Annotated in this window: 23 protein-coding genes; 15 read left to right on the top strand and 8 right to left on the bottom strand. The window is 68.6% G+C overall.

The window, feature by feature from the left end:
* Positions 1-87: 87 nt before the first annotated feature.
* Both G3580_RS18480 and G3580_RS18475 read right to left on the bottom strand, forming a co-directional pair.
* Positions 88-831, bottom strand: a complete 744-nt coding sequence (locus tag G3580_RS18480) for a class GN sortase (RefSeq protein WP_217424545.1) — start codon at positions 829-831, stop codon at positions 88-90.
* A gap of 40 nt (positions 832-871) precedes the next feature.
* Positions 872-2,986: a marine proteobacterial sortase target protein gene (locus G3580_RS18475; protein ID WP_173768024.1), complete on the bottom strand. Its 2,115-nt coding sequence runs from the start codon at positions 2,984-2,986 to the stop codon at positions 872-874.
* A gap of 164 nt (positions 2,987-3,150) precedes the next feature.
* Between G3580_RS18475 and pdsR the strand changes: the two genes are divergently transcribed.
* A complete protein-coding gene (gene pdsR / locus G3580_RS18470) occupies positions 3,151-3,843 on the top strand; it encodes a proteobacterial dedicated sortase system response regulator (protein WP_173768022.1) in 693 nt (230 codons plus the stop codon).
* Between the two features lie 7 nt (positions 3,844-3,850).
* On the opposite strand, the gene G3580_RS18465 is transcribed toward pdsR, so the two are convergent.
* The gene (locus tag G3580_RS18465) at positions 3,851-4,645 is read right to left on the bottom strand and encodes a hypothetical protein (RefSeq protein WP_173768020.1); all 795 of its coding nucleotides are present in this window, start codon (positions 4,643-4,645) and stop codon (positions 3,851-3,853) included.
* Positions 4,564-4,875 carry a hypothetical protein gene (locus G3580_RS18460; RefSeq protein WP_173768018.1) on the bottom strand — a complete coding sequence of 104 codons (312 nt, stop codon included), beginning with the start codon at positions 4,873-4,875 and terminating at the stop codon, positions 4,564-4,566. The genes G3580_RS18465 and G3580_RS18460 overlap by 82 nt, the downstream gene beginning before the upstream one ends.
* A gap of 223 nt (positions 4,876-5,098) precedes the next feature.
* Here G3580_RS18460 and G3580_RS18455 point away from each other — a divergent pair, with 223 nt between their 5' ends.
* The 12 genes from G3580_RS18455 to metW all read left to right on the top strand — a co-directional run bounded on the left by G3580_RS18455 (position 5,099) and on the right by metW (position 17,362).
* Positions 5,099-6,742: an ATP-binding protein gene (locus G3580_RS18455; RefSeq protein WP_173768015.1), complete on the top strand. Its 1,644-nt coding sequence runs from the start codon at positions 5,099-5,101 to the stop codon at positions 6,740-6,742.
* A gap of 327 nt (positions 6,743-7,069) precedes the next feature.
* Positions 7,070-8,368: a glutamate--cysteine ligase gene (gene gshA / locus G3580_RS18450; RefSeq protein ID WP_173768013.1), complete on the top strand. Its 1,299-nt coding sequence runs from the start codon at positions 7,070-7,072 to the stop codon at positions 8,366-8,368.
* On the top strand, positions 8,365-8,616 hold the full coding sequence (locus G3580_RS18445) for a hypothetical protein (RefSeq protein ID WP_173768011.1): 252 nt from the start codon (positions 8,365-8,367) through the stop codon (positions 8,614-8,616). Before gshA ends, G3580_RS18445 begins: the two co-directional genes overlap by 4 nt.
* A complete protein-coding gene (gene gshB, locus G3580_RS18440) occupies positions 8,616-9,551 on the top strand; it encodes a glutathione synthase (protein ID WP_173768009.1) in 936 nt (311 codons plus the stop codon). Before G3580_RS18445 ends, gshB begins: the two co-directional genes overlap by 1 nt.
* 101 nt (positions 9,552-9,652) lie before the next feature.
* Positions 9,653-10,738, top strand: coding sequence for a YjgN family protein (locus G3580_RS18435; protein WP_173768008.1), 1,086 nt, complete (start codon positions 9,653-9,655; stop codon positions 10,736-10,738).
* Entirely contained in the window at positions 10,738-11,790 is a 1,053-nt protein-coding gene (locus tag G3580_RS18430) for a M48 family metallopeptidase (RefSeq protein WP_173768006.1), read from the top strand. Before G3580_RS18435 ends, G3580_RS18430 begins: the two co-directional genes overlap by 1 nt.
* A gap of 44 nt (positions 11,791-11,834) precedes the next feature.
* The gene (locus G3580_RS18425; RefSeq protein WP_173768004.1) at positions 11,835-12,863 is read left to right on the top strand and encodes an FAD:protein FMN transferase; all 1,029 of its coding nucleotides are present in this window, start codon (positions 11,835-11,837) and stop codon (positions 12,861-12,863) included.
* A gap of 74 nt (positions 12,864-12,937) precedes the next feature.
* Positions 12,938-13,330: a PTS sugar transporter subunit IIA gene (locus G3580_RS18420; protein ID WP_173768002.1), complete on the top strand. Its 393-nt coding sequence runs from the start codon at positions 12,938-12,940 to the stop codon at positions 13,328-13,330.
* A 24-nt stretch (positions 13,331-13,354) separates the two neighbouring features.
* Positions 13,355-13,624, top strand: coding sequence for an HPr family phosphocarrier protein (locus G3580_RS18415; RefSeq protein WP_173768000.1), 270 nt, complete (start codon positions 13,355-13,357; stop codon positions 13,622-13,624).
* A gap of 60 nt (positions 13,625-13,684) precedes the next feature.
* The gene (gene ptsP, locus G3580_RS18410) at positions 13,685-15,421 is read left to right on the top strand and encodes a phosphoenolpyruvate--protein phosphotransferase (protein ID WP_173767998.1); all 1,737 of its coding nucleotides are present in this window, start codon (positions 13,685-13,687) and stop codon (positions 15,419-15,421) included.
* Between the two features lie 141 nt (positions 15,422-15,562).
* Positions 15,563-16,693, top strand: coding sequence for a homoserine O-succinyltransferase MetX (metX, locus tag G3580_RS18405; protein WP_173767996.1), 1,131 nt, complete (start codon positions 15,563-15,565; stop codon positions 16,691-16,693).
* A 78-nt stretch (positions 16,694-16,771) separates the two neighbouring features.
* Positions 16,772-17,362, top strand: coding sequence for a methionine biosynthesis protein MetW (gene metW, locus G3580_RS18400; RefSeq protein WP_173767995.1), 591 nt, complete (start codon positions 16,772-16,774; stop codon positions 17,360-17,362).
* A 67-nt stretch (positions 17,363-17,429) separates the two neighbouring features.
* On the opposite strand, the gene G3580_RS18395 is transcribed toward metW, so the two are convergent.
* A complete protein-coding gene (locus G3580_RS18395; protein WP_173767993.1) occupies positions 17,430-17,747 on the bottom strand; it encodes a hypothetical protein in 318 nt (105 codons plus the stop codon).
* A gap of 247 nt (positions 17,748-17,994) precedes the next feature.
* Here G3580_RS18395 and thrH point away from each other — a divergent pair, with 247 nt between their 5' ends.
* The gene (thrH, locus tag G3580_RS18390; RefSeq protein ID WP_173767991.1) at positions 17,995-18,603 is read left to right on the top strand and encodes a bifunctional phosphoserine phosphatase/homoserine phosphotransferase ThrH; all 609 of its coding nucleotides are present in this window, start codon (positions 17,995-17,997) and stop codon (positions 18,601-18,603) included.
* Between the two features lie 41 nt (positions 18,604-18,644).
* Positions 18,645-19,520 carry a formyltetrahydrofolate deformylase gene (gene purU / locus G3580_RS18385; protein ID WP_173767989.1) on the top strand — a complete coding sequence of 292 codons (876 nt, stop codon included), beginning with the start codon at positions 18,645-18,647 and terminating at the stop codon, positions 19,518-19,520.
* Positions 19,521-19,575: 55 nt separating this feature from the next.
* Here purU and G3580_RS18380 read toward each other — a convergent pair whose 3' ends face one another.
* The 3 genes from G3580_RS18380 to G3580_RS18370 all read right to left on the bottom strand — a co-directional run bounded on the left by G3580_RS18380 (position 19,576) and on the right by G3580_RS18370 (position 22,302).
* Entirely contained in the window at positions 19,576-19,884 is a 309-nt protein-coding gene (locus G3580_RS18380) for a chaperone modulator CbpM (protein ID WP_173767987.1), read from the bottom strand.
* A 3-nt stretch (positions 19,885-19,887) separates the two neighbouring features.
* On the bottom strand, positions 19,888-20,841 hold the full coding sequence (locus G3580_RS18375) for a DnaJ C-terminal domain-containing protein (protein ID WP_173767985.1): 954 nt from the start codon (positions 20,839-20,841) through the stop codon (positions 19,888-19,890).
* 153 nt (positions 20,842-20,994) lie between these two features.
* Positions 20,995-22,302 carry an ammonium transporter gene (locus tag G3580_RS18370; RefSeq protein ID WP_173767983.1) on the bottom strand — a complete coding sequence of 436 codons (1,308 nt, stop codon included), beginning with the start codon at positions 22,300-22,302 and terminating at the stop codon, positions 20,995-20,997.
* Between the last annotated feature and the right edge of the window lies 1 nt (position 22,303).

Raw genomic sequence — 22,303 nt, 5'->3', positions numbered from 1 at the left:
CCGCCGAACGGCGCGGTACTCGAAGCGGTCCCTACGGCGGAAGGTGCCTCGCCTTTCCGCCCGACACCGTATCCGTCACCGGACGCCTCACATCCAGATCCGCGGCACGCTCGTGTCCCCCGCCGACACCACCGGCGGGGCGAGCTTGTCGGCGGTCACCACGTAGCGCAGCGGGCCGCCGGCCGAGATGGCGTTGAACGGATAGCAGGTGACCAGGGTGAGGCGGGTCTCACCCGGGAAACTCTCGAGCACCTCGGTGTCGTCCTTGTCCACCACCTCGCGGCTGCTCACCTCGTAGACTTCGACCTGGCCGGTGGGGGTCTCCACCTCCAGTTCGTCACCCGGTTCGAGCCATTGCAGGAAGGCGAAGTGGGTGTCGCGGTGGGCGCCGATGACGCTGTTGCCGGGCATGCCGGGGTCGGGGGTGCCGAACACGTGGCCGGGGCCGAAGGCGATGGTGCGACCGTTGCTGCCCGCCAGCACGAACAGCTCGATGTGCTGTTTCGGGGCGCGCAGGCGCGCGACCGGCCAGGTGTCGGCCCAGGGCCAGGGCTTGACCTCGGTTTCGCCGGCCAGGGTGCGATCCCAGGCGTCGGAGATCAGGTATTGGGCCAGCCAGGCCTTGGCATGGATGTAGCCGGCGTGGCCGAACTCCCAGATGGCGATGACGAGGAAGGCTGCGGCGGTAAGCTGGAAGACGCGCTGCATGGCGCGTGCGCGGCGCTTCAGGGTGGCGCGCTCCGGTTCGCCTGCGCGGCAGCGCGCGTCGGGCCAGGCGCATTCGACGCCGAGAAAGTCGGTGTGGCTGCAGTGATGACAGGGGGTGCTCATGAGGAAATCCTCCTTGGCGTTGGGGGTGGGGGCGATCAGTTCAGGCGCAGGCGGCGCGCCAGCAGGAAGAGCAGCAGGGCCAGGGCGCCCATGAGGGCGTGCCAGCGGGCGTCGGTGGCGCCCTTGGGCAACTCGCCATAGACACCCTGCGGCGACCAGCCGGCGGGGAAGTGGCCGGGCACGGCGCCGGACCTGAGGCGGGCCTCGGCGCTGCGGGCGGGGTCTTGTCCACCGCGACGAAGCTGGTGTAACGGCTCAGCAGCTGGTGTTCCAGGGCCAGGTCGAGCACGTGGCCGCGCACCTCGGCTTCGGGCGTGCCTTCGGTGAGCATGTCCATCCAGTGGTCGATCTTGCGCCGCGCCCACAGCACGCCGATGCCCTCGCCGGGGTTGGCGTCGGCCAGGGCCAGCGAGCTGGTCCAGCGGATGTCGCCCGAATCGCCCGACACGGTGACCTCGCCGCGCACACCCGGCTGGATGGCGGCGGCAACCACGACCGGTTCGCCCAGGTAGAGATCGGGCAGCGGGTCGGGCGTGGCGTCGGCCTCGGCGCCGTTCGGCCAGGTCACCGTCAGGCCCTTGACGACCGGCGATTCGAGCTTGGCGAACAGGGCGCTCATCTGCGCGCGCACTTCGTCGATCTTGCCGATGTAGGTGAAGGTGCCGCGCCCGGCCCGGGCCGCCTTGCGCATGAAGTGGCTGTTGGGGGCCGAGCCGATGCCGACGGTGAACAGGCGGGTGTCGCCCAGCTTGTGCGCGATGAGGTCGAACAGCTGGCTTTCGTTGCCCACGGCGCCGTCGGTGAGGAAGATCACCTGCCGGACCCGGTCGGGATTGCGGCGGCCGTCGAGGGCCAGGTCGAGCGCACCGGCCATCTCGGTGCCGCCACGGGATTTGAGATCGCGCACCCAGCGCACTGCGTCGCGCACGGTGTCGGGGGTGGCGGGGCGGGCGTCGTCGAAGAGCGGCGAGGCCTCCGAGTTGAATTCGATGACGTTGAAGCGATCGACCGGGTCGAGCCGTTCGAGCGCCAGCGCCAGGGCCTCGCGGGCCTGGTCGATGGACGGGCCTTCCATGGAGCCGGAGGTGTCGATGATGAACACCACCTCGCGCGGCAGGCGCCGGGTCACGCTCTCCGGTGCCGGCGGCATGAGCTGGAGCAGGGCGTAGTCCTGGCGCATGCCCGGTTCGAGGAACAGGGTGGCATGAGGCGCCCGGCCGGTGGCGAGGGTCCAGTTGAGCACGAAGTCGCGATTGGCCGGGGTGGCGCCTTCGTTGAGGCGGATGCGGCGCACCGAAGGCTTGAGGGTGTCGACCCGGATGCGATGGTGGGGGCTGTCCACCGAGGCGATGGGCGCGCCCGCGTCCAGATACACGTTGAGGCTCACCGGGTTGAAGACGGGACCGGCTTCGTCCGGCAGCATCATCGGCGGCAGGATGGCGGCCGCGTCGGGCACCACGTCGGAGCCGACGATGGTGCCGGACTCCTCATCCACGGCCGGCTGGCCGGGGATGTAGCGCGGCGCCACCACCATGGGGAAGCGCAGGCTGTAGCGGCCCACGTTGTCCACCAACTGGTAGTCGAGGGTCTGCTGGTACTCGATCTCCACGCGGATCTCCTCGCGCGGGCCGATGTTGGCTACCTTGGTGGTGAAGATGTTGGGCCGTTGCTGCGAGACCAGCGCGGTGCGCTTGCCTTCGCGCTTGGCCTGTTCATAGACTGCCTTGGCCGCGGCCTTTTCCTTGATCTCGCCCTCGACGATCCGGTCGCCCACGCGGATGCGCATGTGATGGACGGCGGCGTTCTCGGGCAGGGGGAAGACGTAGCTGCCCTCCTTCCAGTCGTCCGCCGGGTTGCGGAAACGCTGCACCACCCGGGCGCGCACGATGGGGCCACTGACGCGGATGTCCACATCGGTGTGCAGCAACGGCGCGGCCAGCGGGTCGCCCCCGTCCGCGCCGGCGAACAGCAAGGTGCCCTGGGCGATCCCGCCGTCGCTGCCCTCGGCCGCCTGGGCCGGGCCGGACAGCAGCAGGACGACGCCGGCCAGGGCCACGCTCACGGCCAGACCGGTCATGAACATGAGCAGCAGGCGGGCAAGCAGTTCGACGACTTCGCGGGCGCGGTCGCGCAGGTTGAGCGGTGCGGGGGTCATGCTTGTTCTCCGTTTCATGACGATGTCCGATGGCGTCATTGAAACGGGGCAAGCGGTCCGCTTGCGGGTGCGATTCGGGCAAAGCGCCGATCAAATGTGGCAGAAAAAGGGCAATGTGCCGGCACCGCGCCGGGGGGTGGATCGCGGTGCTAAAGTAGCGCCCCATGGGACGCCGCATCGCCATTGTCGAAGACGAAGCCGCCATCCGGGCCAACTACTCGGAGGCGTTCGCGCGTCAGGGCTACGAGGTGGCCGCCTATGCCGATCGGCCCGGTGCGCTCGCCGCCTTCCGCGGCCGGCTGCCCGATCTGGCCATCATCGACGTGGGGCTGGGCGACGAGCCCGAAGGGGGCTTCACCCTGTGTTCGGAGCTGCGGGCCCTGTCGCAGCGGGTGCCCATCATCTTCCTCACCGCCCGCGACAGCGATTTCGACGTGGTCTCGGGCCTGCGTCTGGGGGCGGACGACTACCTCACCAAGGACATCAGCCTGCCGCACCTGCTGGCGCGGGTCGCGGCCCTGTTCCGGCGCCTCGATGTGCTGGCCGACAGCACCCCGCGCGAGGAACTGCTCGAGCGCGAGGATCTGCACCTGGACATCAGTCGCCTGACCGCCTCATGGCGCGGTGAGGCGGTGCCGCTGACGCTGACCGAATTCTGGATGGTGCATACCCTGGCCCGGCATCCGGGCCATGTGAAGAGCCGGGATCAGCTCATGGCGGACGCCAAGCTGGTGGTGGACGACGGCACCATCACCTCGCACGTCAAGCGGATCCGCAAGAAATTCGCCATGCTCGACCCGGATTTCGACCGGATCGAGAGTGTCTACGGCGCGGGTTACCGGTGGAAAGCCGCCTGAGCGGCCCCTATGCCAGCCACCAGGCGATGAGGGCGGCCACCACCACGACCCCGAGGACCACCGCCAGCGTGCGTGTGGCGCCGCCGGCCGCGGCGGGCGGCGCGTCGGCCTCGGCGGGCATTTCGTCCGCGTCCTCTGGCGCGCCGGCACGCGGGTCCTCCGCGACGGCGGCGACCGGCGCGATGTCCGGTTCGGGGGGCGGCGGGCTGCTCGGCGGTGCCGGCGTGGCGGGGATGGCATCGTGAGCTGCGCGCAAGGCCTCGACGGCCGGATCAGGCGCCGCCTCGGCCAGTTCGTCGGCATAGGCCCGGACGATGTCGTCGTTGATCACCGTGGCCACATGCGTACTTGGGTCGCTGGGCGCTGCGGCCGGTGGCGCGACCGCCGCACGCAGCGCGGGATGGATGTCGTCCGCCGCCATCGCCTCCTGCGCCATCTCGAGGGTGGAGCTGCTGTGGAAGGTCTCCTCGAAGTTGTACGCGGACTGCTGGGCGAGCTGGGTTTCCACCAGCGAGGCCTCGGCGGCGTCGAGCATGGGATTGGGTGCCGGCGCCGGCAGCGGCGGCTCGACGCGCGCGTTCATGCCGAGCTTGCGCAGGGTGTCGAGGTAATGGCGGGCCTTGTCTTCGCTCAGCCCGCGCTTCATGACGACCTCCTGCCCGGAAAACAGCCGGTCGCGCTGCGCATCGGTGAACTTGAGGCGCGCGCTGGCGGTGAGCATCACCGCTTCGCGGGAGAAGCCGTCGACGACCTGGCCGTCGAAGTGGATGCGGTAGCCTTCTTCCTGCGGCGCGGGGGCCATGGGCGGGGGGCGGCGGCGAGCACATGCATGCCCAGGGCGCGCATGTCGCGGGCGAAACGTTTGGCCTCGTCGCGGGTCAGTCCCTTCTTGAGCGTCACCTTGGCGCCGGAAAAGACCTGCTCGACTTGAGCGGCCGTGAGATTGGCACGTTCCCTGAAGGCGGCCATGACGGCGTCGCGGACGAAGCCGTCGCGCAGCTCGCCCTTGAAGATGATGGCGTACGTGGTCATGGCTCTGCCCCCCACAGAGATGGCCCTGAAAGTCCGGAATGGCGCGGTGTGTATGCTTGTATTTCAATTTGTTGCGAGGCTAGTTGTACCACGCAAAGTGCACGATGTCGTCTAAAAATTTGACACGCCACGCATTTGCCGCCAAGCCGCGTGCGCGGACGGCCAGCGTCAGCCTCGCGGCGGTGGCCGAGCCTCGCGACGACCTCGTCGCCGGTGCGCGCGCATGAAGCTGCGCTTCAGCCTGCGCGTCAAACTCGCGCTCGTCTCCCTGCTCCTGCTGGCGCTGCCCTGGGTCGGCTACCAGTATGTGCACGAGATGGAGCGTTTCCTGCGCGAAGGCCAGCAGGCCGCCCTGGTGGCCACGGCACGCGCGGTCGCCACCGCGCTGCACGAGCGCCCGCAGCTGTTCGCCCGCCCCGGGCGGGGGGCGGTGAGCCTGAAGGAATCCATCCTCCCCAACGAGGAGGTGCTCGACCTGAGCATCTCCAGCATGCCGGCGCTGCCCGCGCCGTCACCCGATGCCGCCGTGCGCCATCCGGCACCGCCGGCGGTGGACGGTGCACGCGAGGTGGCGGCGATCCTGCGCGGGCTGGAGCGCAACTCGGCGCGCATCTGGGTGATCGATCGGGACCTCGAGGTGGTGGCCATGAGCGGCGCGCTGGTGAGCCCCGAGGCGGAGCGGGGCCCCGGGCCGGTGACCCGATGGTGGCGGCACCTGACCGGCGCCGACGTGCGCGAGCGTGCCGAGGTCAAGGCCCTGCTTGCGGATACGACGCCGCCCAGCGGGCGGGCGGTGTCCAATGCCCTGTTCGGCGCCACCGCGTCGTGGGTGCGCCCGATCGGCAAGGGCGACGTGGTGGTGGTGGCCGCGGCCCATCCGATCTGGGTGGCCGACCGGGTCCAGGGCGCGGTGGTGGTCGAGGAGAGCACCCACAGCATCCTCGCGGTGCGCGACCGCGCCATCGAGCGCCTCACGCTGCTGAGCCTGACCGGGCTGGCCATCGCCACCGTGGTGCTGCTCGGTTTCGCCTCGCGTCTGTCCTGGCGTATCCGCCGTCTGCGCGACGAGGCGGAGAGCGCGGTGGACGCGCGTGGGCGCATCGGCCCGCTCACCGCCGCCTCCACCGCCGGTGACGAGGTGGGCGACCTGTCGCGCAGCTTCTCGCGTCTGCTCGCGCGGCTTGCCCAGCACCATGGCTATCTGGAGAGCATGGCGAGCCGCTTGTCGCACGAGCTGCGCACGCCGATTGCGGTGGTGCGCTCCTCGCTGGAAAACCTGCAGCTCGATCCGCTGCCGGACTCGGCCCAGGCTTACATCGAGCGCGCCAACGCGGGGCTCACCCGGCTCACCCGCATCCTCTCGCGCATGAGCGAGGCGACCCGCATGGAGCAGGCGCTCGCGACCACCACGCCAGAGCGTTTCGACCTGCGCGCCGTGGTGGGCGAATGCGTGCAGGGTTACCGCCTCGCCCATGGCGAGACCCGCCTGGAGGCCGTGTTGCCGGGCATGCCGGTGTGGGTGCGTGGCGCCCCGGATCTGGCGGCCCAGCTGCTCGACAAGCTGGTGGACAATGCGGCGGACTTCGCCATCCCTGAGACGCCGGTGCGCGTCGAACTCGCCATCGATGAGCACGCCGCCCGCCTGAGCGTCGCCAACCGGGGCCCGCGCCTGCCCGAGGCGCTCGAAGGGCGTCTGTTCGAGTCGATGGTGTCGGGGCGTCAGGGCGACGGCGGCGAGGATCCGCACCTCGGGCTGGGGCTGTACGTGGCACGGCTCATCGCCGGCTTCCACGGCGGTAGCCTGTCGGCCCGGAACCTGCCGGACGGCGACGGGGTGTGCGTGAGCGCCACCCTGCCGCTGGCCTGAGCGCCGGGTGCCGCGTCTCCGGTGTGGCGATGGTCGCGCCGTCATGTCGGAAAAAGAGGGCGTTGTCCGCCGGGATTGAAAAGAAACCGAAGCATAATCAATGGGATGATCGTCTGCAGGGGGTGCCAGACGATGATGCGGGATCATCGCTTTCCGTCCATGACATTGAACGCATCGGATCGTTGCGGGTCATCCGGGAGCGTCCCGCCGCCGCCGGGGGGTGCCGATGCGGGTCTTCCCCCGTGCAGGCGGGGCGCCACAAAGGTGTAAGATGCGCCGAAAAACCGACGACGTCCGGCGTGTGCCGGCACAAGGAGTAACAACGGCATGGTCCCTCATCTGACGACCGCGCTGACCGGTCCGCTGCTGGATCTGGAGCGCAACTTCCTCGACCATCGCACCGAGATCGAGCAGTGGTTCCGCGCCCAGTGGCAGGAGACCCGTCCGCCGTTCTACGGCTCGACCGATCTGCGCAATTCCGGCTTCAAGCTGGCGCCGGTGGATCTGAACCTGTTCCCCGGCGGCTTCAACAACCTGAACGAGTCCTTCCTGCCCCTGTGCGTGCAGGCAGCGCAGGCGGCCATCGAGCGCATCTGCCCCGATGCGCGCCGGCTGCTGCTGATCCCCGAGAACCACACCCGCAACCAGTTCTACCTGCAGAACGTGGCGCAGCTGGTGGCCATCCTGCGCCTGACCGGGCTCGAGGTGCGCATCGGCAGCCTCTCGCCGGAGGTCACCGAGCCGACCACGCTGGAACTGGCCAATGGCGCCACCTTGCTGCTCGAGCCGCTCGAGCGCCGCGGTGGCAGCTTGGGGGTGAAGAACTTCGAACCGTGCGCGGTGCTGCTCAACAACGATCTGTCCGCCGGCGTGCCCGACGTGCTGCGCAACCTCGACGGCCAGTGGCTGATCCCGCCGCTGCATGCCGGCTGGCACACGCGGCGCAAGTCCAACCACGCCCGCGCCTACTCGCGCATCGCCCAGGAGTTCGCCCAGGTGATCGGCATCGATCCGTGGCGCATCAATCCCGAGTTCGGGGTGTGCGGCCAGATCAACTTCAAGGAGCGCACCGGCGAAGAGTGCCTCGCCGCGCAGGTGGACGCACTGCTCGGGCGCATCCGCGCCAAGTACAAGGAATACGGCGTCAGCGACGAGCCCTTCGTGGTCGTCAAGGCCGACGCCGGGACCTACGGCATGGGCGTGATGACGGTGCGGGACGCCTCCGAGGTGCAGGGGCTCAATCGTCGCCAGCGCAACAAGATGAGTGTCATCAAGGAAGGCCTGCAGGTGCAGGAGGTGATCATCCAGGAAGGGGTGCACACCTTCGAGACCTGCGCCGACGCGGTGGCCGAGCCGGTGGTCTACATGATGGACCACTACGTGGTGGGCGGTTTCTACCGGGTGCACACCGAGCGCGGTCGCGACGAGAACCTCAACGCCCCGGGCATGCATTTCAAGCCGCTCGCCTTCGAGACCTGCTGCACCCTGCCGGACGCCGCGCAGGGGCCCGACGCACCGCCCAACCGCTTCTATGCCTACGGCGTGGTCGCGCGCCTGGCGCTGCTCGCCGCCGCGGTGGAGATCGAGGAGACCGCCTCGACCGAGCTGGAACAGGCGGCCGCATGAACCGGGTGCCGGGACCGCTGGCGCTGCTGATCGCGGTGGCCGGCGGCGCGGCGACCGGTGCGGTGCTCCTCGTCGGCGCCCTGTCGCTGGCCGCCGCCAACACCGACGCGGACATGATGTCGCTGACCGGGGCGGTGGTGATCCTGCCGGTGAGCCTGATCATCCTGGCCGCCGGTTTCTACGTCGGGCGCCGGGTGTATGTCGGCCTGCGCCCGCCTCCCGTCGATCCGCAACAAGAGACTCCCTGATGCGTCTGGCCTTCATCCTCGACCCGCTGCCCGGCCTCAAGGCCTACAAGGATTCGAGCGTCGCCATCATGCGTGCCGCCCAGGCGCGCGGGCACCACGTCTTCGCCATCCTGCGCCCCGACCTGATGTGGCGCGAGGGCGAGGTGCGCGCCCGTGCCCAGGCGCTGACCGTGTCGGACGACGACGCCCACTGGTATGTCGCCGGCGAGACGACGACCGAGCCGCTGACCGCCTTCGATGCGGTGCTGATGCGCCAGGACCCGCCCTTCGACTTCGAATACATCACCGCCACCTGGCTGCTCGAGCGCGCCGTGGCGGCCGGCGCGCGGGTGTTCAACCATCCGCGCGCGGTGCGCGACCACTCGGAGAAGATCGCCATCACCGAATTCGCCGAGTTCACCGCGCCCACCCTGGTGGCGCGCGCGGCCGACGACCTCAATGCCTTCATCGACGACATGGGCGATGCCATCCTCAAGCCGCTCGACGGCATGGGTGGGGCCGGCATCTTCCGGGTGCGCGCCGACGACCCGAACCGCAACGCCATCATCGAGACCCTGACCGAACACGGCGCGCGCACCATCATGGCGCAGCGCTATCTGCCGCAGATCGTCGAGGGCGACAAGCGGGTGCTCATCATCGGCGGCGAGGTGGTGCCCTACAGCCTGGCGCGCATCCCCAAGGCCGGCGAGACCCGCGGCAACCTGGCCGCCGGCGGTCGCGGCGTGGCGATGCCGCTGAGCGAGCGCGAGCGCGAGATCGCCGAGGCGCTGGCGCCGGTGCTGTGGTCGCGCGGGCTGCTCATCGTCGGCCTCGACGTGATCGGCGGCTGCCTCACCGAGGTGAACGTCACCAGCCCCACCTGCATGGTCGAGATCCATCAGCAGCAGGGCTATGCGGTGGCCGATCAGGTGGTCTCGGCGCTCGAGGCCGCCTGAGGATTCGGCCGGCCGCCGCGCGGGTGTGACGGACGACCTCATCCATACGGCATGGCTGTGGTAGTGTTCCGCTCCGACAAGAACACGCTCAGGAACCCGCCATGAACGCCCCCGACACCCTGCCCGCGCAGGTGCCGCCCGCGCCCGTCCACGACCGCCTGCCCTTGAGCTTCACCGGCTCGGGCGGCGCCTATTTCCGCATCTGGATCGTCAACGTGCTGCTGTCCATCGTCACCCTGGGCATCTACTCGGCCTGGGCCAAGGTGCGGCGCGAGCGCTACTTTCTCAACAACACGGTGCTCGACCGCTCGCCCTTCGAGTACCACGCCGATCCGATCAAGATCCTCAAGGGGCGCCTGCTGGTGGTCTCGGTGCTGATCGTCGGCAACCTGGCTTCCAAGTTCAACCCCTTCCTCAACCTGCTGGTGTCGGTGATCTTCCTGGTGCTGCTGCCCTGGATGATCTCGCGGGCGATGCGCTTCCGCGCCCACAACACCAGCTGGCGCGGCCTGCGCTTCCGCTTCACCGGCACCGCCGGCGAGGCCGCCAAGGCCTGGATCCTGTGGCCGATCGCCGCTGGCCTGACCCTCGGCATCCTCACCCCCTACGCGCTCGCGGCGCAGCGGCGCTACCTGGTGAACCACTTGCGCTTCGGCAACGAGGACTTCGAGGTGGACCTGCCGGTGGGGCCGATCTACCGCATGCTGCTCGGCGCCGGGCTGGTGTTCATCCTCGTGGTGGCGGCCTTCGCGGCCCTCGGCATCAGCACCGTCATGTTCGGTTCCGCGCGCGCCGTCGGCCCCGACGCGCAGCGCATGGCGGTCATGTCGAGCGTGGGCTTCGTGGTCATCGGCGTGTATGTCGGTCTGGCCCTCATCGCCCCCTACATCAGCGTCCGCCTCACCAACCTGGTGCTCAACCGCAGCAACCTGGGCGACCACGGCTTCCTCTCGCAGATGCGGGCGCGCCGCTACATGTTCATCGTGCTCACCAACTGGCTGCTCACCGCGATCACCCTCGGCCTCTACCGCCCGTTCGCGGTGGTGCGCCTGCACCGCTATCGGGTCGAGCACATCGCCATGCTGCCGGCCGGGTCGCTCGACGACTTCGTCGCCGTGCAGGAGGCCGAAGTCCGGGTCCTGGGCGAGGAAGCCGCCGACCTGCTCGACATCGATCTGGGCTTCTGATGGCGGGCGCGGCCGGCATCGACGCGCGTCTGTTCGACGGCCAGTCGAGCCGCCCGGTGCCGGTGCGCCTGCAGGTGGCCGGCGCCGGTGTGGATCTGCTCTTCCTCGACGACAGCGGCCGGCGCGAGCGCCTGTCCCTGGCCGACCTGCGCTGGCACGAGCCGCTCGGCGCCACCCGCCGCGTCGACCTGCCGGGCGGGCGCAGCTGCGAGGTGCTGCAGGGCCCGGCGCTGAGCGCCTTCCTCGCCGCGAGCGGGCATCGCGAGCGTGCGATCACGGTGTGGCAGGGCAGCGGCCATCGGGTGCTGATCGCCATCGTGCTGTTGCTGCTGGTCGGCTTCGCCGGCTATCGCTGGGGCCTGCCGCTGGTGGCCCGGGCGGTGGCGGTGGCCTTGCCGCAACCGGCGGTCGATGCCCTCGACGGCCATGTGATCGACGCCCTCGACAAGACCCGGCTGCTCAAGCCGACCGGACTCAGTGCCGCGCGCCGGGCGGGCATCGAGGCGGCGGTGGCGCCGCTGCTGGCGGCGCGCAGCCGGCCCGATCCGGTGCACCTGCATTTTCGCGACGCCCCCGACATCGGCGCCAATGCCTTCGCCCTGCCCGGCGGCGACGTGGTGGTGACCGATGCGCTGGTCAAGCTCGCGCCCGACGACGCTCATGTGGCGGCGGTCATCGCCCATGAGCTGGGCCATGTGCATTACCGCCACGGGCTGCGCAATCTCATCCAGGCCTCCCTGCTGGCTGCGGTGGTCAGCCTGTGGACCGGCGACGTGAGCACCCTGGCCACCGGCGGAGCCACGGTGCTGCTCAATTCCGCGTATTCGCGCGACTTCGAGCGCGAAGCGGACGACTACGGCGCGGCGCTGCTCCGGAAGACCGGCCAGTCGCCCCTGCTGCTGGCCGACATGCTCGATGCCCTGACCCGTCAGGCGGTCAAGGACGGCAAGATCGACGCCGACGCGGCCGACGGGCACTGGAGCGACTATCTGTCGAGCCATCCGTCCACGCCCGAGCGCATCGAGCGCCTGCGCCGCGCAAGCGCGTCCTGAAGCCGTTAGACTGGCGCCTTCCGCCCGATTGCCGAAGTGCTTCCATGCGCCGTCTGTTCGCCCTCGTCGTTCTCGCTCTGTTGCTGGCAGGCTGTGCCCGCGAGCAGGTCTGGCATCGGGAGAGCTACGTGTTCGGCACCCGGGTCGAGGTGGCGGTCTGGGGTGACGACGAGGCCAGCGCCGGTGCCGCCATGGGCGCGGTACTGCGCGAGTTCGACCGCATGCACCGGGCCTACCATGCCTGGCAACCCTCGGAGCTGACCGACCTCAACGCGGCCATCGCCCGCGGCGAGACGACCCATGTGCGCCCCGAGCTGGCGGCGATGCTGACCGATGCCAAGGCACTGGCGGCCCGGGGCGACGAGCTGTTCAATCCGGCCCTGGGCAAGCTCATCGCCCTGTGGGGCTTCCACACCGACACCTTCGTGCCCAGACTGCCCGACCCCAAGGCGGTCCAGGCCCTGGTGGTCAGCGCGCCGAGCATGGCCGACCTGCACATCGACGGCACCCGGGTGTGGTCCGACAACCGCGACGTGCAGCTCGATCTGGGCGGCTACGCCAAGGGCTACGCCCTCGACCGGGCGGCGGCGATCCTGCGTGCCAAGGGCGTGCGCAACGCGCTCATCAACATCGGCGGCAACGTGATGGCGCTGGGCAGCAAGGGCGGCCAGCCCTGGCAGATCGGCATCCAGCATCCGCGCGCGCCGACGCCCATCGCGGCGCTGGCGCTCTACGACGGCGAGGCCATCGGCACCTCCGGCGACTATCAGCGCTACTTCGAGGTGGACGGCAAGCGCTACTGCCACCTCATCGATCCGCGCACCGGATCGCCCGCCATGGGGACCGAGGCGGTGACCGTGCTGGTCACGCCCCGGCACGGCGCCGGCGTGCTCTCCGACGTGGCCAGCAAGCCGATCTTCATCGCCGCACACCACTGGCGCGAGATGGCGCGCCGCTACGATGTCGCTGACGTGCTGCGGGTGGACGCCGACGGTGCCATCACCGTCACCCGCGACATGGCCGCACGGATGAAGCCGCTGGGGGACACCCACTACACCGTGCTCGACGACTGAGCGGCACCGCACGCGCGGCCCACGGGGCAGACGGCTCGGCTACAATCGAAGCCACTGCCATCGGCGAGGCCATCATGGTCGGACTCCTGCTTGTCACGCATGCGACGCTCGGCGAAGTGCTGATCGAATGCGTGTGCCATGTGCTCAACCGCAGCCCGGCGCAACTGCGGGCGCTGGCGGTCATGCCCCGGGACGATCCGAGCGACCTGCTGCCCGAAGCACGCCGGCTCGTCACCGAGCTGGACCGCGGCGACGGCGTGCTGGTGATGGCCGACCTGTTCGGTGCCAGTCCCGCCAACCTGGCCATGAAGCTGCTCCAGCCGGGCCGCGTGCTCGGGCTGGCCGGGCTGAACCTGCCCATGCTGCTGCGGGTGCTGACCTACCGCGAGCACGGTCCGCTCGAGGCGCTGGTGGAACGGGCCGTCACGGGCGCCTGTGACGGCATTGTGCGGATGAAGCCGCTTTAGAGACTCACGACCCAACAGATTCCCATGCCCAAACAAGACGTCGAAATCATCAACCGCCTGGGCCTGCATGCCCGCGCCTCGGCCAAGCTGACCCAGCTGGCGAGCAGCTTTCCGTGCGAGGTCTGGCTCGAGCGCGAAGGGCGCCGTGTCAATGCCAAGAGCATCATGGGGGTCATGATGCTGGCCGCGGCCAAGGGCGCGACGGTGACCATCGACACCATCGGCGAGAACGATGCGGCGGCGCTGGACGCCCTGGTCGCGCTGATCGCCGACCGCTTCGGCGAAGACGAATAAGCCAAGCGCCCGTCAGAGGCGCCCGGACAACAACGAGGATCGAGGGAGGAGCGGCACCCCATGCCATTCACACTGCACGGACTGGCCGTCTCGCACGGCATTGCGATCGGCCATGCGCATCTGGTCTCGCATGCCCTGCTCGAGGTCAATCACTATCACCTCGCGCCGCGCCAGATCAAGGCGGAACGCGAGCGTTTCGATGCCGCGGTCGCGGCGGTGCGCGAGGACCTGCGCGAGTTACGCACGGTCGCTGCGGAAAACCAGGTGCATACCGAGATGGGCGCCCTGGTCGATCTGCATGTCATGTTTCTCGACGATCCGATGCTCGTCGACGCGGCGCGCGGGCTCATCGAGGAGCGCCGCTGCAACGCCGAATGGGCCCTGGTGCAGCAGATGGAGCTGCTCATCGAGCAGTTCGACCAGATCGAGGATGCCTACCTGCGCGAGCGCAAGGCCGACGTGATCCAGGTGGTCGAGCGGGTGGTCAAGGTGCTGCTCGGCCATCCGGGCCGACTGCCGCGCAAACGCAAGTCCGCGATGGCCACCATCGTGGTGGCGCACGACCTGTCGCCGGCCGACACCATCGGCTTTCGCGATCATGACATTGCCGGCTTCGTCACCGACGTGGGCGGGCCCACCAGCCATACCGCCATCGTCGCCCGCAGCCAGGGCATCCCCGCGGTGGTGGCCCTGCACAACATCCGCCAGCTGGTCGAGGACAACGAGCTCATCATCATCGACGGCACCCGCGGTGTCGTCATCATCGAGCCGGACGAGCGCATCCTCGAGGAATATCGCCTGCGCCAGGCCGAACTGGAGCTGGAGCGCAACAAGCTGCAGCGGCTCAAGAGCGCCCGGCCGACCACGCTCGACGGCGAGGCCATCCACCTGCTGGCCAACATCGAGCTGCCCAAGGATGCGGGCGAGGCGAGGAAGGTGGGCGCCGACGGCGTGGGGCTGTTCCGCACCGAGTTCCTGTTCCTCAACCGCCACGCCCTGCCCGGCGAGGACGAGCAGTTCGAGGCCTATCGCGCGGCCCTCAAGTACATGGGCGGCGCGCCGGTGACCATCCGTACCCTCGACGCCGGTGCCGACAAGGCGCTCGAGACGGTCGGCAAGCGCAGCACCGAAACCAATCCGGCGCTGGGTCTGCGCGCGGTGCGCTATTCGCTGTCGGAACCGAAGATGTTCCTGACCCAGCTGCGGGCGCTGCTGCGCGCCTCGCATCACGGCAAGCTCAAGATCCTGCTGCCCATGCTGGCCCATGCGCACGAGATGGACCAGTGCCTGGCCATGGTCGAACAGGCCAAGGAACAGCTGCGCGACACCAAGCACAAGTTCGATCCCAAGGTCGAGGTCGGCGGCATGATCGAGGTGCCCGCGGCGGCCCTGGCCCTGGGCATGTTCGTGCGCCGCTTGCAGTTCCTGTCCATCGGCACCAACGACCTGATCCAGTACACCCTGGCCATCGACCGCACCGACGAGGCGGTGGCGCACCTGTACGATCCGCTCCATCCGGCCGTGCTCAAGCTCATCGGCGGCACCATCCAGGCGGGCGCGCGCTACGGTCTGCCGGTGTCGGTGTGCGGCGAGATGGCGGGCGATCCGGCCTACACCCGGTTGCTGCTGGGCATGGGCCTGAAGCACTTCTCCATGCAGCCGACCCAGCTGCTCGGCGTCAAGCAGGAGATCCTGCGTGCCGACGTGGGCGAGCTGGCGCCCAAGGTGCAACGCATCCTCAAGATGGACGAGCAGGACCGGGTGCACGAGGCGGTCGACCGCCTGGCCCAGGTTTGACAAACGCGGCGGGGGCGGCTAATTTCCCCTCCATAGCGCCGATTTGACATCAGCTTGCGGGCGCTCAAAAAATTCGGCTAAAGCGAGGGCAACCCGGTCCGCGCCAGACGCCGACCGGGTTTTTGCTTTTTCGGAACAACCATGACGCAACCTCAATCCGTCGGGGTGGTCACGCCACAGCGCCTGCGCTTCACCGAGCCGCTGGCGCTCAGGAGCGGCGGCCGGCTCGACGAATACGAACTGGTCTACGAGACCTATGGCGAACTGAACGCCGCGCGCAGCAACGCGGTGCTGGTGTGCCACGCCCTGTCCGGCTCCCATCACGTGGCCGGGCACTACGCCGACGCGCCCAACAACATCGGCTGGTGGGACAACCTGGTCGGGCCGGGCAAGCCGCTCGACACGCGCAAGTTCTTCGTCATCGGCGTCAACAACCTGGGCGGCTGCTACGGCAGCACCGGCCCGGCCTCGGTCAATCCGGCCACCGGGCAGCCGTACGGGGCGGAGTTCCCGTTCGTGAGCGTCGAGGACTGGGTCGAATCGCAGGCGCGCCTGGCCGATGCTCTGGGCATCGAGCGTTTCGCCGCCATCGTCGGCGGCAGCCTGGGCGGCATGCAGGCCCTGTCGTGGACCCTGCTGTATCCCGACCGCGTCGGCCACGCGGTGGTGATCGCGGCCTCTCCCAAGCTGTCGGCGGAGAACATCGCCTTCAACGAGGTGGCCCGCCAGGCCATCCTCACCGATCCGGATTTCCACGGTGGCAACTTCTACGCCCATGGCGTGGTGCCCGAACGCGGCCTCAAGCTGGCGCGCATGGTCGGCCACATCACCTACCTGTCGGACGACGCGATGGCGGAGAAATTCGGCCGCAGCCTGCGTCATGGCAAGCAGGTGTTCAGCTACGACGTGGAATTCGAGATCGAGTCCTACCTGCGCTACCAGGGCAAGAAGTTCGCCGGCTACTTCGACGCCAACACCTACCTGCTCACCACCAAGGCGCTGGACTACTTCGATCCGGCCTTCGAGCATGCCGGCAACCTCAACGCCGCCCTGGCCGCGGCGCAGGCCGACTTCCTGGTGGTGTCATTCACCACCGACTGGCGCTTCCCGCCCGAGCGCAGCCGCGAGATCGTCAGCGCGCTGATGCACAATCGCCGCCACGTGAGCTACGCCGAGGTCGAGTGCGCGGCGGGGCATGATTCCTTCCTGCTCGACGACGCCCAGTACCATGGCGTGCTGTCGGCCTACTTCGACCGTATCGAGGTGAGATGAACGACCCCCACGCTCGCATTCGCTCGCTGCCCCCCGGCGCGCCGGCGGAGACGCCCAACGGACATCCGGAGAACTGCCGTGACCAAAACGTCGCTGCGATACGACCACGAAGTGATCGCCGCCTGGATCGAACCGGGCGAGCGGGTGCTCGACCTGGGCTGCGGCGACGGCCAGCTGCTGCGCTATCTCGAGAACAGCCGTCAGGTGCTCGGCTACGGCGTCGAGAAATCCCCGGAAGGCGTGCGCGCCTGCGTGGCCAACGGCGTCAACGTGATGCAGATCGATCTGGAGAAGGGGCTGGCCGGGTTCGAGGACGGCTTCTTCGATCATGTGATCATGAGCCTGTCGCTGCAGGCGGTGCACAACACCGTGGGTATTCTCGAGGAGATGCTGCGGGTCGGCCGCGAAGCCGTGGTGAGCTTTCCCAACTTCGCCTACTGGCGCCATCGCCAGGCGATTCTCAATGGCCACATGCCGGTGGGCGAGGATCTGCCCTACCAGTGGTACAACACGCCCAACGTGCGCTTCTTCACCATCGCCGACTTCGAGGCCCTGTGCGAGATGCACGGCATCGTGATCCGCGAGGGGCTGGGCTTCGACCGCGGCGAGTTGGTCAAGGAGGAGCCGAACTTCCTCGCCAGCGTGGCCCTGTACCGGCTCGGGCGCTGAGGCGCGGCCCGGCCATGAAAAAACCCGCGTCAGGCGCGGGTTTTTTCAGCGGTGACGGAATGCGCACTCAGCCGACCACGAAGGCCGCCACGTCCACCTTCACCACCGGCCGGTCGAGCGAGGCGGCGACCGCCGCGGCGAAGCGCCCGGCCCAGTCCCCGCCGGTCTGGAAGCGGGCTTCGCCGCCGTATTTGGCGACATTGAGGATCATGTCGAGCACCAGGATCTTGCCCATGGGATTGCTCGGCGTGCATTCCAGATCCTCGAATTCCCGCGCCAGCCAGGCGCGCGCGGCATCCTTGTCCATGTCCGCCTTGTCGGCCGGATGGACGATGAACTCGTAATCCTTGTCTGCGCCGAATGACACGATCACTTGTTGCGACATGGTCGATTTCTCCCCCGCCAGTACTGCGTTGTTGTCGAGCCCATTGTGGGCGTTCGTTGACGCCGGAGCAAGATTCCGTACGTCGCCGTATGTTAATCCGGATTCCGGCCGCTGCGAACCACCGCCTGCGATGATCCGCGAACGCGATCCGACCGGCGGCGCAGGGTCGTGGTGTTCACCACACGGCAGGGCCGCGCGCACCTGCTAGAATGCGGCGGTTTTCCTCATCTACACAGGGGCCGATCCCGTGCAACTCGTCTGTCTTGACCTCGAAGGCGTGCTCATTCCCGAAATCTGGGTGGAATTTGCCGAAGTGACCGGCATCGACGCGCTCAAGCGCACCACCCGCGACGAGCCGAACTACGACACGCTCATGCAGTACCGGCTCGACATCCTGCGCGAGCACAAGATGGGCCTGCCGGACATCCAGAAGGTCATCGGCACGCTCAGCCCGCTGCCCGGTGCCAAGGCCTTCCTCGATGCGCTGCGCGACCGGTTCCAGGTCATCATCCTGTCGGACACCTTCTACGAGTTCGCCAAGCCGCTCATGGACCAGCTCGGTCGCCCGACCCTGTTCTGCCACAAGCTCGAGGCCGATGCCGACGGCTTCCTGGTGAACTACCATCTGCGCATGCCCAACCAGAAGCAGGAGGCGGTGCGCCGCTTCAAGGAAATCAACTTCAAGGTCATCGCCGCCGGGGACTCCTACAACGACACCACCATGCTCGGCGAGGCCCACGCGGGCATCCTGTTCCGTCCGCCGCAGAACGTGATCGACGAGTTCCCGCAGTTCCCGGTCACCCGCGAGTACGACGAACTCATGGGCGAGATCCTCGCCGCCTCCGAGCGCATCTGAAGGAGCGCGGCGCGCCCGCCGGCGTGCCGCCCAGACCCGCCATGCATCGAGAACGCTTCTACACCCTGTCGGCGTCGTGCCCCGATCAGGTCGGCATCGTCGCCAAGGTCTCCGGCTTCATCGCCGATCTGAACGGCTGGATCCTGGAGACCTCGCTTCATGCCGAGCCGCCTGCCAACGGCGAGCCGGTGGGGCGCTACTTCATGCGCTTCGAGATCCGGGCCGACTCCATTCCGTTCCATCTGGCCGAGTTCCGCAGCCGTTTCGCGCCGCTGGCGGACGCGCTGCAGATGGACTGGAAGATCACCGATTCGGCGGTCAAGAAGCGGGTGGTGATCCTGGTGTCGAAACAGGAGCACTGCCTGTACGACCTGCTCGCCCGCTGGCAGAGCAAGGAGCTGGACGTGGAGATCCCGTGCGTGATCTCCAACCATGCCGACCTGCGCGGCTTCGTCGAGTGGCACGGCATCCCCTTCCATCATGTGCCGGTCACGGCCGACACCAAGGCGGCGGCCTATGCCGAGGTCCGGCGCCTGTTCGAGGAGGTGCGCGGCGACACCCTGGTGCTGGCGCGCTACATGCAGATCCTCTCGCCCGACCTGTGCGCCGCCTACCCGGGCCGCATCATCAACATCCACCACAGCTTCCTGCCCAGTTTCGTCGGCGCCAAGCCCTATCACCAGGCCTGGGCCAAGGGCGTCAAGCTCATCGGCGCCACCTGCCACTACGTGACCGAGGACCTCGACCAGGGGCCCATCATCGAACAGGACGTGATCCGCATCGACCACTCCGACGCGGTGGAGGACATGGTCCGCTACGGCAAGGACATCGAGAAAACCGTGCTCGCCCGCGGCCTGCGCTACCACCTGGAGGACCGGGTGCTGGTGCACGGGCGCAAGACCATCGTGTTCCGATAACCGGGTCGGGTCAGGTCATGAAAGAGGCGCCGGCAGGCGCCTTTTTCGTTGGGGCTCAGTCCAGCCCGGCCTGGCGCAGCCGCGCGCGCAGTGCGTCCATCTCGTCGAGCAGGTCGGCGAACAGCGCCGCCAGTTCCGGCACCGCGTCGAAGTTGCGCTCCAGCTCGCGCATGCGCCGCGCCCGACTCAGGCACGGGCCGTTGAAGCGCCACACCCCGGCCACGCATTCGGCATGGGGAAAGAGGCCGGCGTCGAGGCGCTGGTGCAGCCAGCTCACCTCCACCGCGCAGGCGGCCGCCAGCTGGTCAACGGTCAGCCAGCTGTCGTCGAGCACGCTGGTGTCGAAAATGTCGTCCTTGCTCATCGCTCACGCTCCCGTCGTGGCCCGTGGATCGAAGGCCATTTCCTTCGCCATGGTCTCGTAGATCGCCTTCGCCGCATCGGAGCTGGCCGGCGGCAGCACCACCTTGAGACGCAGCTGCAGGTCGCCCGGCGTGGTCCCCGGGATGCCCTTGCCGCGCACGTTCAGCGCCTGGCCCGACTGGGCGCCGGCGGGGATGCGCACCTTGATGGTGCCCGCGGGCAGCGTGACCGGAATCACCGCCCCCAGCGCCGCCTCCCATGGCGTCACCGGCAGGTCCATGGCCAGGTCGCGGCCGTCCACCCGGAAGCGCGCATGGGGACGGAACTGCACCTCCAGCAGCAGATCGCCCGCCGGCAGGCCGCCCGGGCCGGGATGGCCCTGACCGGCCAGACGGATGATCTGGCCGGCGCGGATGCCCACCGGGATCTTCACGTTCAGGGTGCGCGACTGCAGTCGGACCCGCCCCTGGGCGTCGGCCACCGGCACCTGCAGCGACAGCTGCCGGGTCGGGCCGGTGAAGGTGTCCTCCAGGTCGAGCACGATGCGGGCGTGATGGTCCTGACCCTGGGTGGCGTGATGGCGACGGCCGCTGGCATGGAAGGGGTCGGCGCCGCCCATGCCGCCGAACAGTTCCGAGAAGAAGTCGGAGAAGCGCGCCGCGTCCTCGGGCGACATGCCCTCGCCGGCGAACTCGAAGCCCGAATCCCAACCCGGCGGCGGGGTGAAGTCCTGGCCACCCTGGTGGCCCCGGCCCAGCTGGTCGTAGGCGGCACGGCGTTCCGGGTCCGAGAGCACCGCATAGGCCTCGTTGATCGCCTTCATGCGCGCCTCGGCGTCCGGTTCCTTGGAGACGTCCGGATGGTACTTGCGCGCGAGCTTGCGAAAGGCCCGCTTGATGTCGTCGCCGGAGGCGTCGCGTTCGACCCCCAGCGCGGCGTAGTAGTCCACGTATTCCATGTACTTGCTCCCCGAATGGCGACCCCTGTCTATTTTGGGCCAATCGGGGTCGGGTTCAAGCGTACCGTGCCGGACAAAGAAAAACCCGGCGCGCCTTGCGGCTGCGCCGGGTCTGTATGGCTGACGCACCGTCGGTGCGCCAGGATCGGCCGATCAGAACTTGTAAGCCGATTCGCCGTGGGCGGTGATGTCGAGGCCTTCGCGCTCTTCGTCTTCCGGCACCCGCAGGCCGACGACGATATCCACGATCTTGTAGGAGATCAGGGCCACCACACCGGACCAGCCGATGGTGATGAGCACGCTCTTGGTCTGGATCCACACCTGGCTGGCGATCGAGAAGTCGTCGCCACCGGTGCCGCCCAAGGACGGGGCGGTGAACACGCCGGTCAGGATCGCACCGAGGATACCGCCGACACCATGGACGCCGAACACGTCGAGCGAGTCGTCCGCACCGAGCATGTGCTTGAGGCCATTGACGCCCCACAGGCAGACCACGCCGGCGATCAGGCCGAGGACGATGGCGCCCATCGGGCCGACCGAGCCGCAGGCCGGGGTGATCGCCACGAGACCGGCGACGGCACCCGAGGCGGCGCCCAGCATGGAGGGCTTGCCCTTGAAGATCGCTTCAGCGCCGATCCAGCCCAGGGTCGCCGCCGCGGTGGCCACCAGGGTATTGATGAAGGCCAGGGCGGCGCCGGACGTGGCTTCCAGGTTGGAGCCGGCGTTGAAGCCGAACCAGCCCACCCACAGCATGGCCGCGCCGGCCATGGTCAGCGTCAGGGAGTGCGGCGCCATGGACTCGCGACCGAAGCCGATGCGCTTGCCCACCAGGTAGGCGCCCACCAGACCGGCCACACCGGCGTTGATATGCACCACGGTACCGCCGGCGAAGTCGAGCGCGCCGTCTTCGAGCAGGTAGCCGCCCGGGCCCCACACCATGTGGCAGATCGGCAGGTAGCTGAAGGTGAACCACAGGATCGTGAACAGCAGTACCGCGGAGAACTTCATGCGCTCGGCGAAGGAGCCGACGACCAGCGCGCAGGTGATGGCCGCGAAGGTCGCCTGGAAGGCCACGAACACCAGCTCGGGCAGCTTCACGTTATCGGTGAAGGTGTCGGCCAGGGTGTCGATGGTGACGCCGGACAGGAAGATCTTGTTCAAGCCGCCGATGAAGGCGGAGCCTTCGGTGAAGGCCAGCGAGTAGCCGTAGAAGGCCCACAGCACGATGCCGAGGGAGAACACGACCATCACCTGCATGAGCACGGACAGCATGTTCTTGGAACGGACCAGGCCACCGTAGAACAGGGCCAGGCCGGGGACAGCCATGAAAGTGACCAGGAGGGTGGCGGTCATCAGCCACGCCACGTCGCCCTTGTCGACGACAACGGCGGCATCCTGAGCGAACGCGGGCACCGCGACGAGCGCCAGCGCACCGAGCAGGGTCTTGATGAGAGATTTCATT

Source organism: Nitrogeniibacter mangrovi, assembly GCF_010983895.1.
Taxonomy (GTDB): domain Bacteria; phylum Pseudomonadota; class Gammaproteobacteria; order Burkholderiales; family Rhodocyclaceae; genus Nitrogeniibacter; species Nitrogeniibacter mangrovi.
This window is presented reverse-complemented; position numbering and strand designations above follow the sequence as displayed.

What these genes read in the sequence shown, in the direction of transcription:
- G3580_RS18480 (WP_217424545.1), bottom strand. Translation starts at nt 831, where the DNA reads ATGAGCACCCCCTGTCATCACTGCAGCCACACCGACTTTCTCGGCGTC.
- G3580_RS18475 (WP_173768024.1), bottom strand. Translation starts at nt 2,986, where the DNA reads ATGACCCCCGCACCGCTCAACCTGCGCGACCGCGCCCGCGAAGTCGTC.
- pdsR (WP_173768022.1), top strand. Translation starts at nt 3,151, where the DNA reads ATGGGACGCCGCATCGCCATTGTCGAAGACGAAGCCGCCATCCGGGCC.
- G3580_RS18465 (WP_173768020.1), bottom strand. Translation starts at nt 4,645, where the DNA reads ATGGCCCCCGCGCCGCAGGAAGAAGGCTACCGCATCCACTTCGACGGC.
- G3580_RS18460 (WP_173768018.1), bottom strand. Translation starts at nt 4,875, where the DNA reads ATGACCACGTACGCCATCATCTTCAAGGGCGAGCTGCGCGACGGCTTC.
- G3580_RS18455 (WP_173768015.1), top strand. Translation starts at nt 5,099, where the DNA reads ATGAAGCTGCGCTTCAGCCTGCGCGTCAAACTCGCGCTCGTCTCCCTG.
- gshA (WP_173768013.1), top strand. Translation starts at nt 7,070, where the DNA reads ATGGTCCCTCATCTGACGACCGCGCTGACCGGTCCGCTGCTGGATCTG.
- G3580_RS18445 (WP_173768011.1), top strand. Translation starts at nt 8,365, where the DNA reads ATGAACCGGGTGCCGGGACCGCTGGCGCTGCTGATCGCGGTGGCCGGC.
- gshB (WP_173768009.1), top strand. Translation starts at nt 8,616, where the DNA reads ATGCGTCTGGCCTTCATCCTCGACCCGCTGCCCGGCCTCAAGGCCTAC.
- G3580_RS18435 (WP_173768008.1), top strand. Translation starts at nt 9,653, where the DNA reads ATGAACGCCCCCGACACCCTGCCCGCGCAGGTGCCGCCCGCGCCCGTC.
- G3580_RS18430 (WP_173768006.1), top strand. Translation starts at nt 10,738, where the DNA reads ATGGCGGGCGCGGCCGGCATCGACGCGCGTCTGTTCGACGGCCAGTCG.
- G3580_RS18425 (WP_173768004.1), top strand. Translation starts at nt 11,835, where the DNA reads ATGCGCCGTCTGTTCGCCCTCGTCGTTCTCGCTCTGTTGCTGGCAGGC.
- G3580_RS18420 (WP_173768002.1), top strand. Translation starts at nt 12,938, where the DNA reads ATGGTCGGACTCCTGCTTGTCACGCATGCGACGCTCGGCGAAGTGCTG.
- G3580_RS18415 (WP_173768000.1), top strand. Translation starts at nt 13,355, where the DNA reads ATGCCCAAACAAGACGTCGAAATCATCAACCGCCTGGGCCTGCATGCC.
- ptsP (WP_173767998.1), top strand. Translation starts at nt 13,685, where the DNA reads ATGCCATTCACACTGCACGGACTGGCCGTCTCGCACGGCATTGCGATC.
- metX (WP_173767996.1), top strand. Translation starts at nt 15,563, where the DNA reads ATGACGCAACCTCAATCCGTCGGGGTGGTCACGCCACAGCGCCTGCGC.
- G3580_RS18395 (WP_173767993.1), bottom strand. Translation starts at nt 17,747, where the DNA reads ATGTCGCAACAAGTGATCGTGTCATTCGGCGCAGACAAGGATTACGAG.
- purU (WP_173767989.1), top strand. Translation starts at nt 18,645, where the DNA reads ATGCATCGAGAACGCTTCTACACCCTGTCGGCGTCGTGCCCCGATCAG.
- G3580_RS18380 (WP_173767987.1), bottom strand. Translation starts at nt 19,884, where the DNA reads ATGAGCAAGGACGACATTTTCGACACCAGCGTGCTCGACGACAGCTGG.
- G3580_RS18375 (WP_173767985.1), bottom strand. Translation starts at nt 20,841, where the DNA reads ATGGAATACGTGGACTACTACGCCGCGCTGGGGGTCGAACGCGACGCC.
- G3580_RS18370 (WP_173767983.1), bottom strand. Translation starts at nt 22,302, where the DNA reads ATGAAATCTCTCATCAAGACCCTGCTCGGTGCGCTGGCGCTCGTCGCG.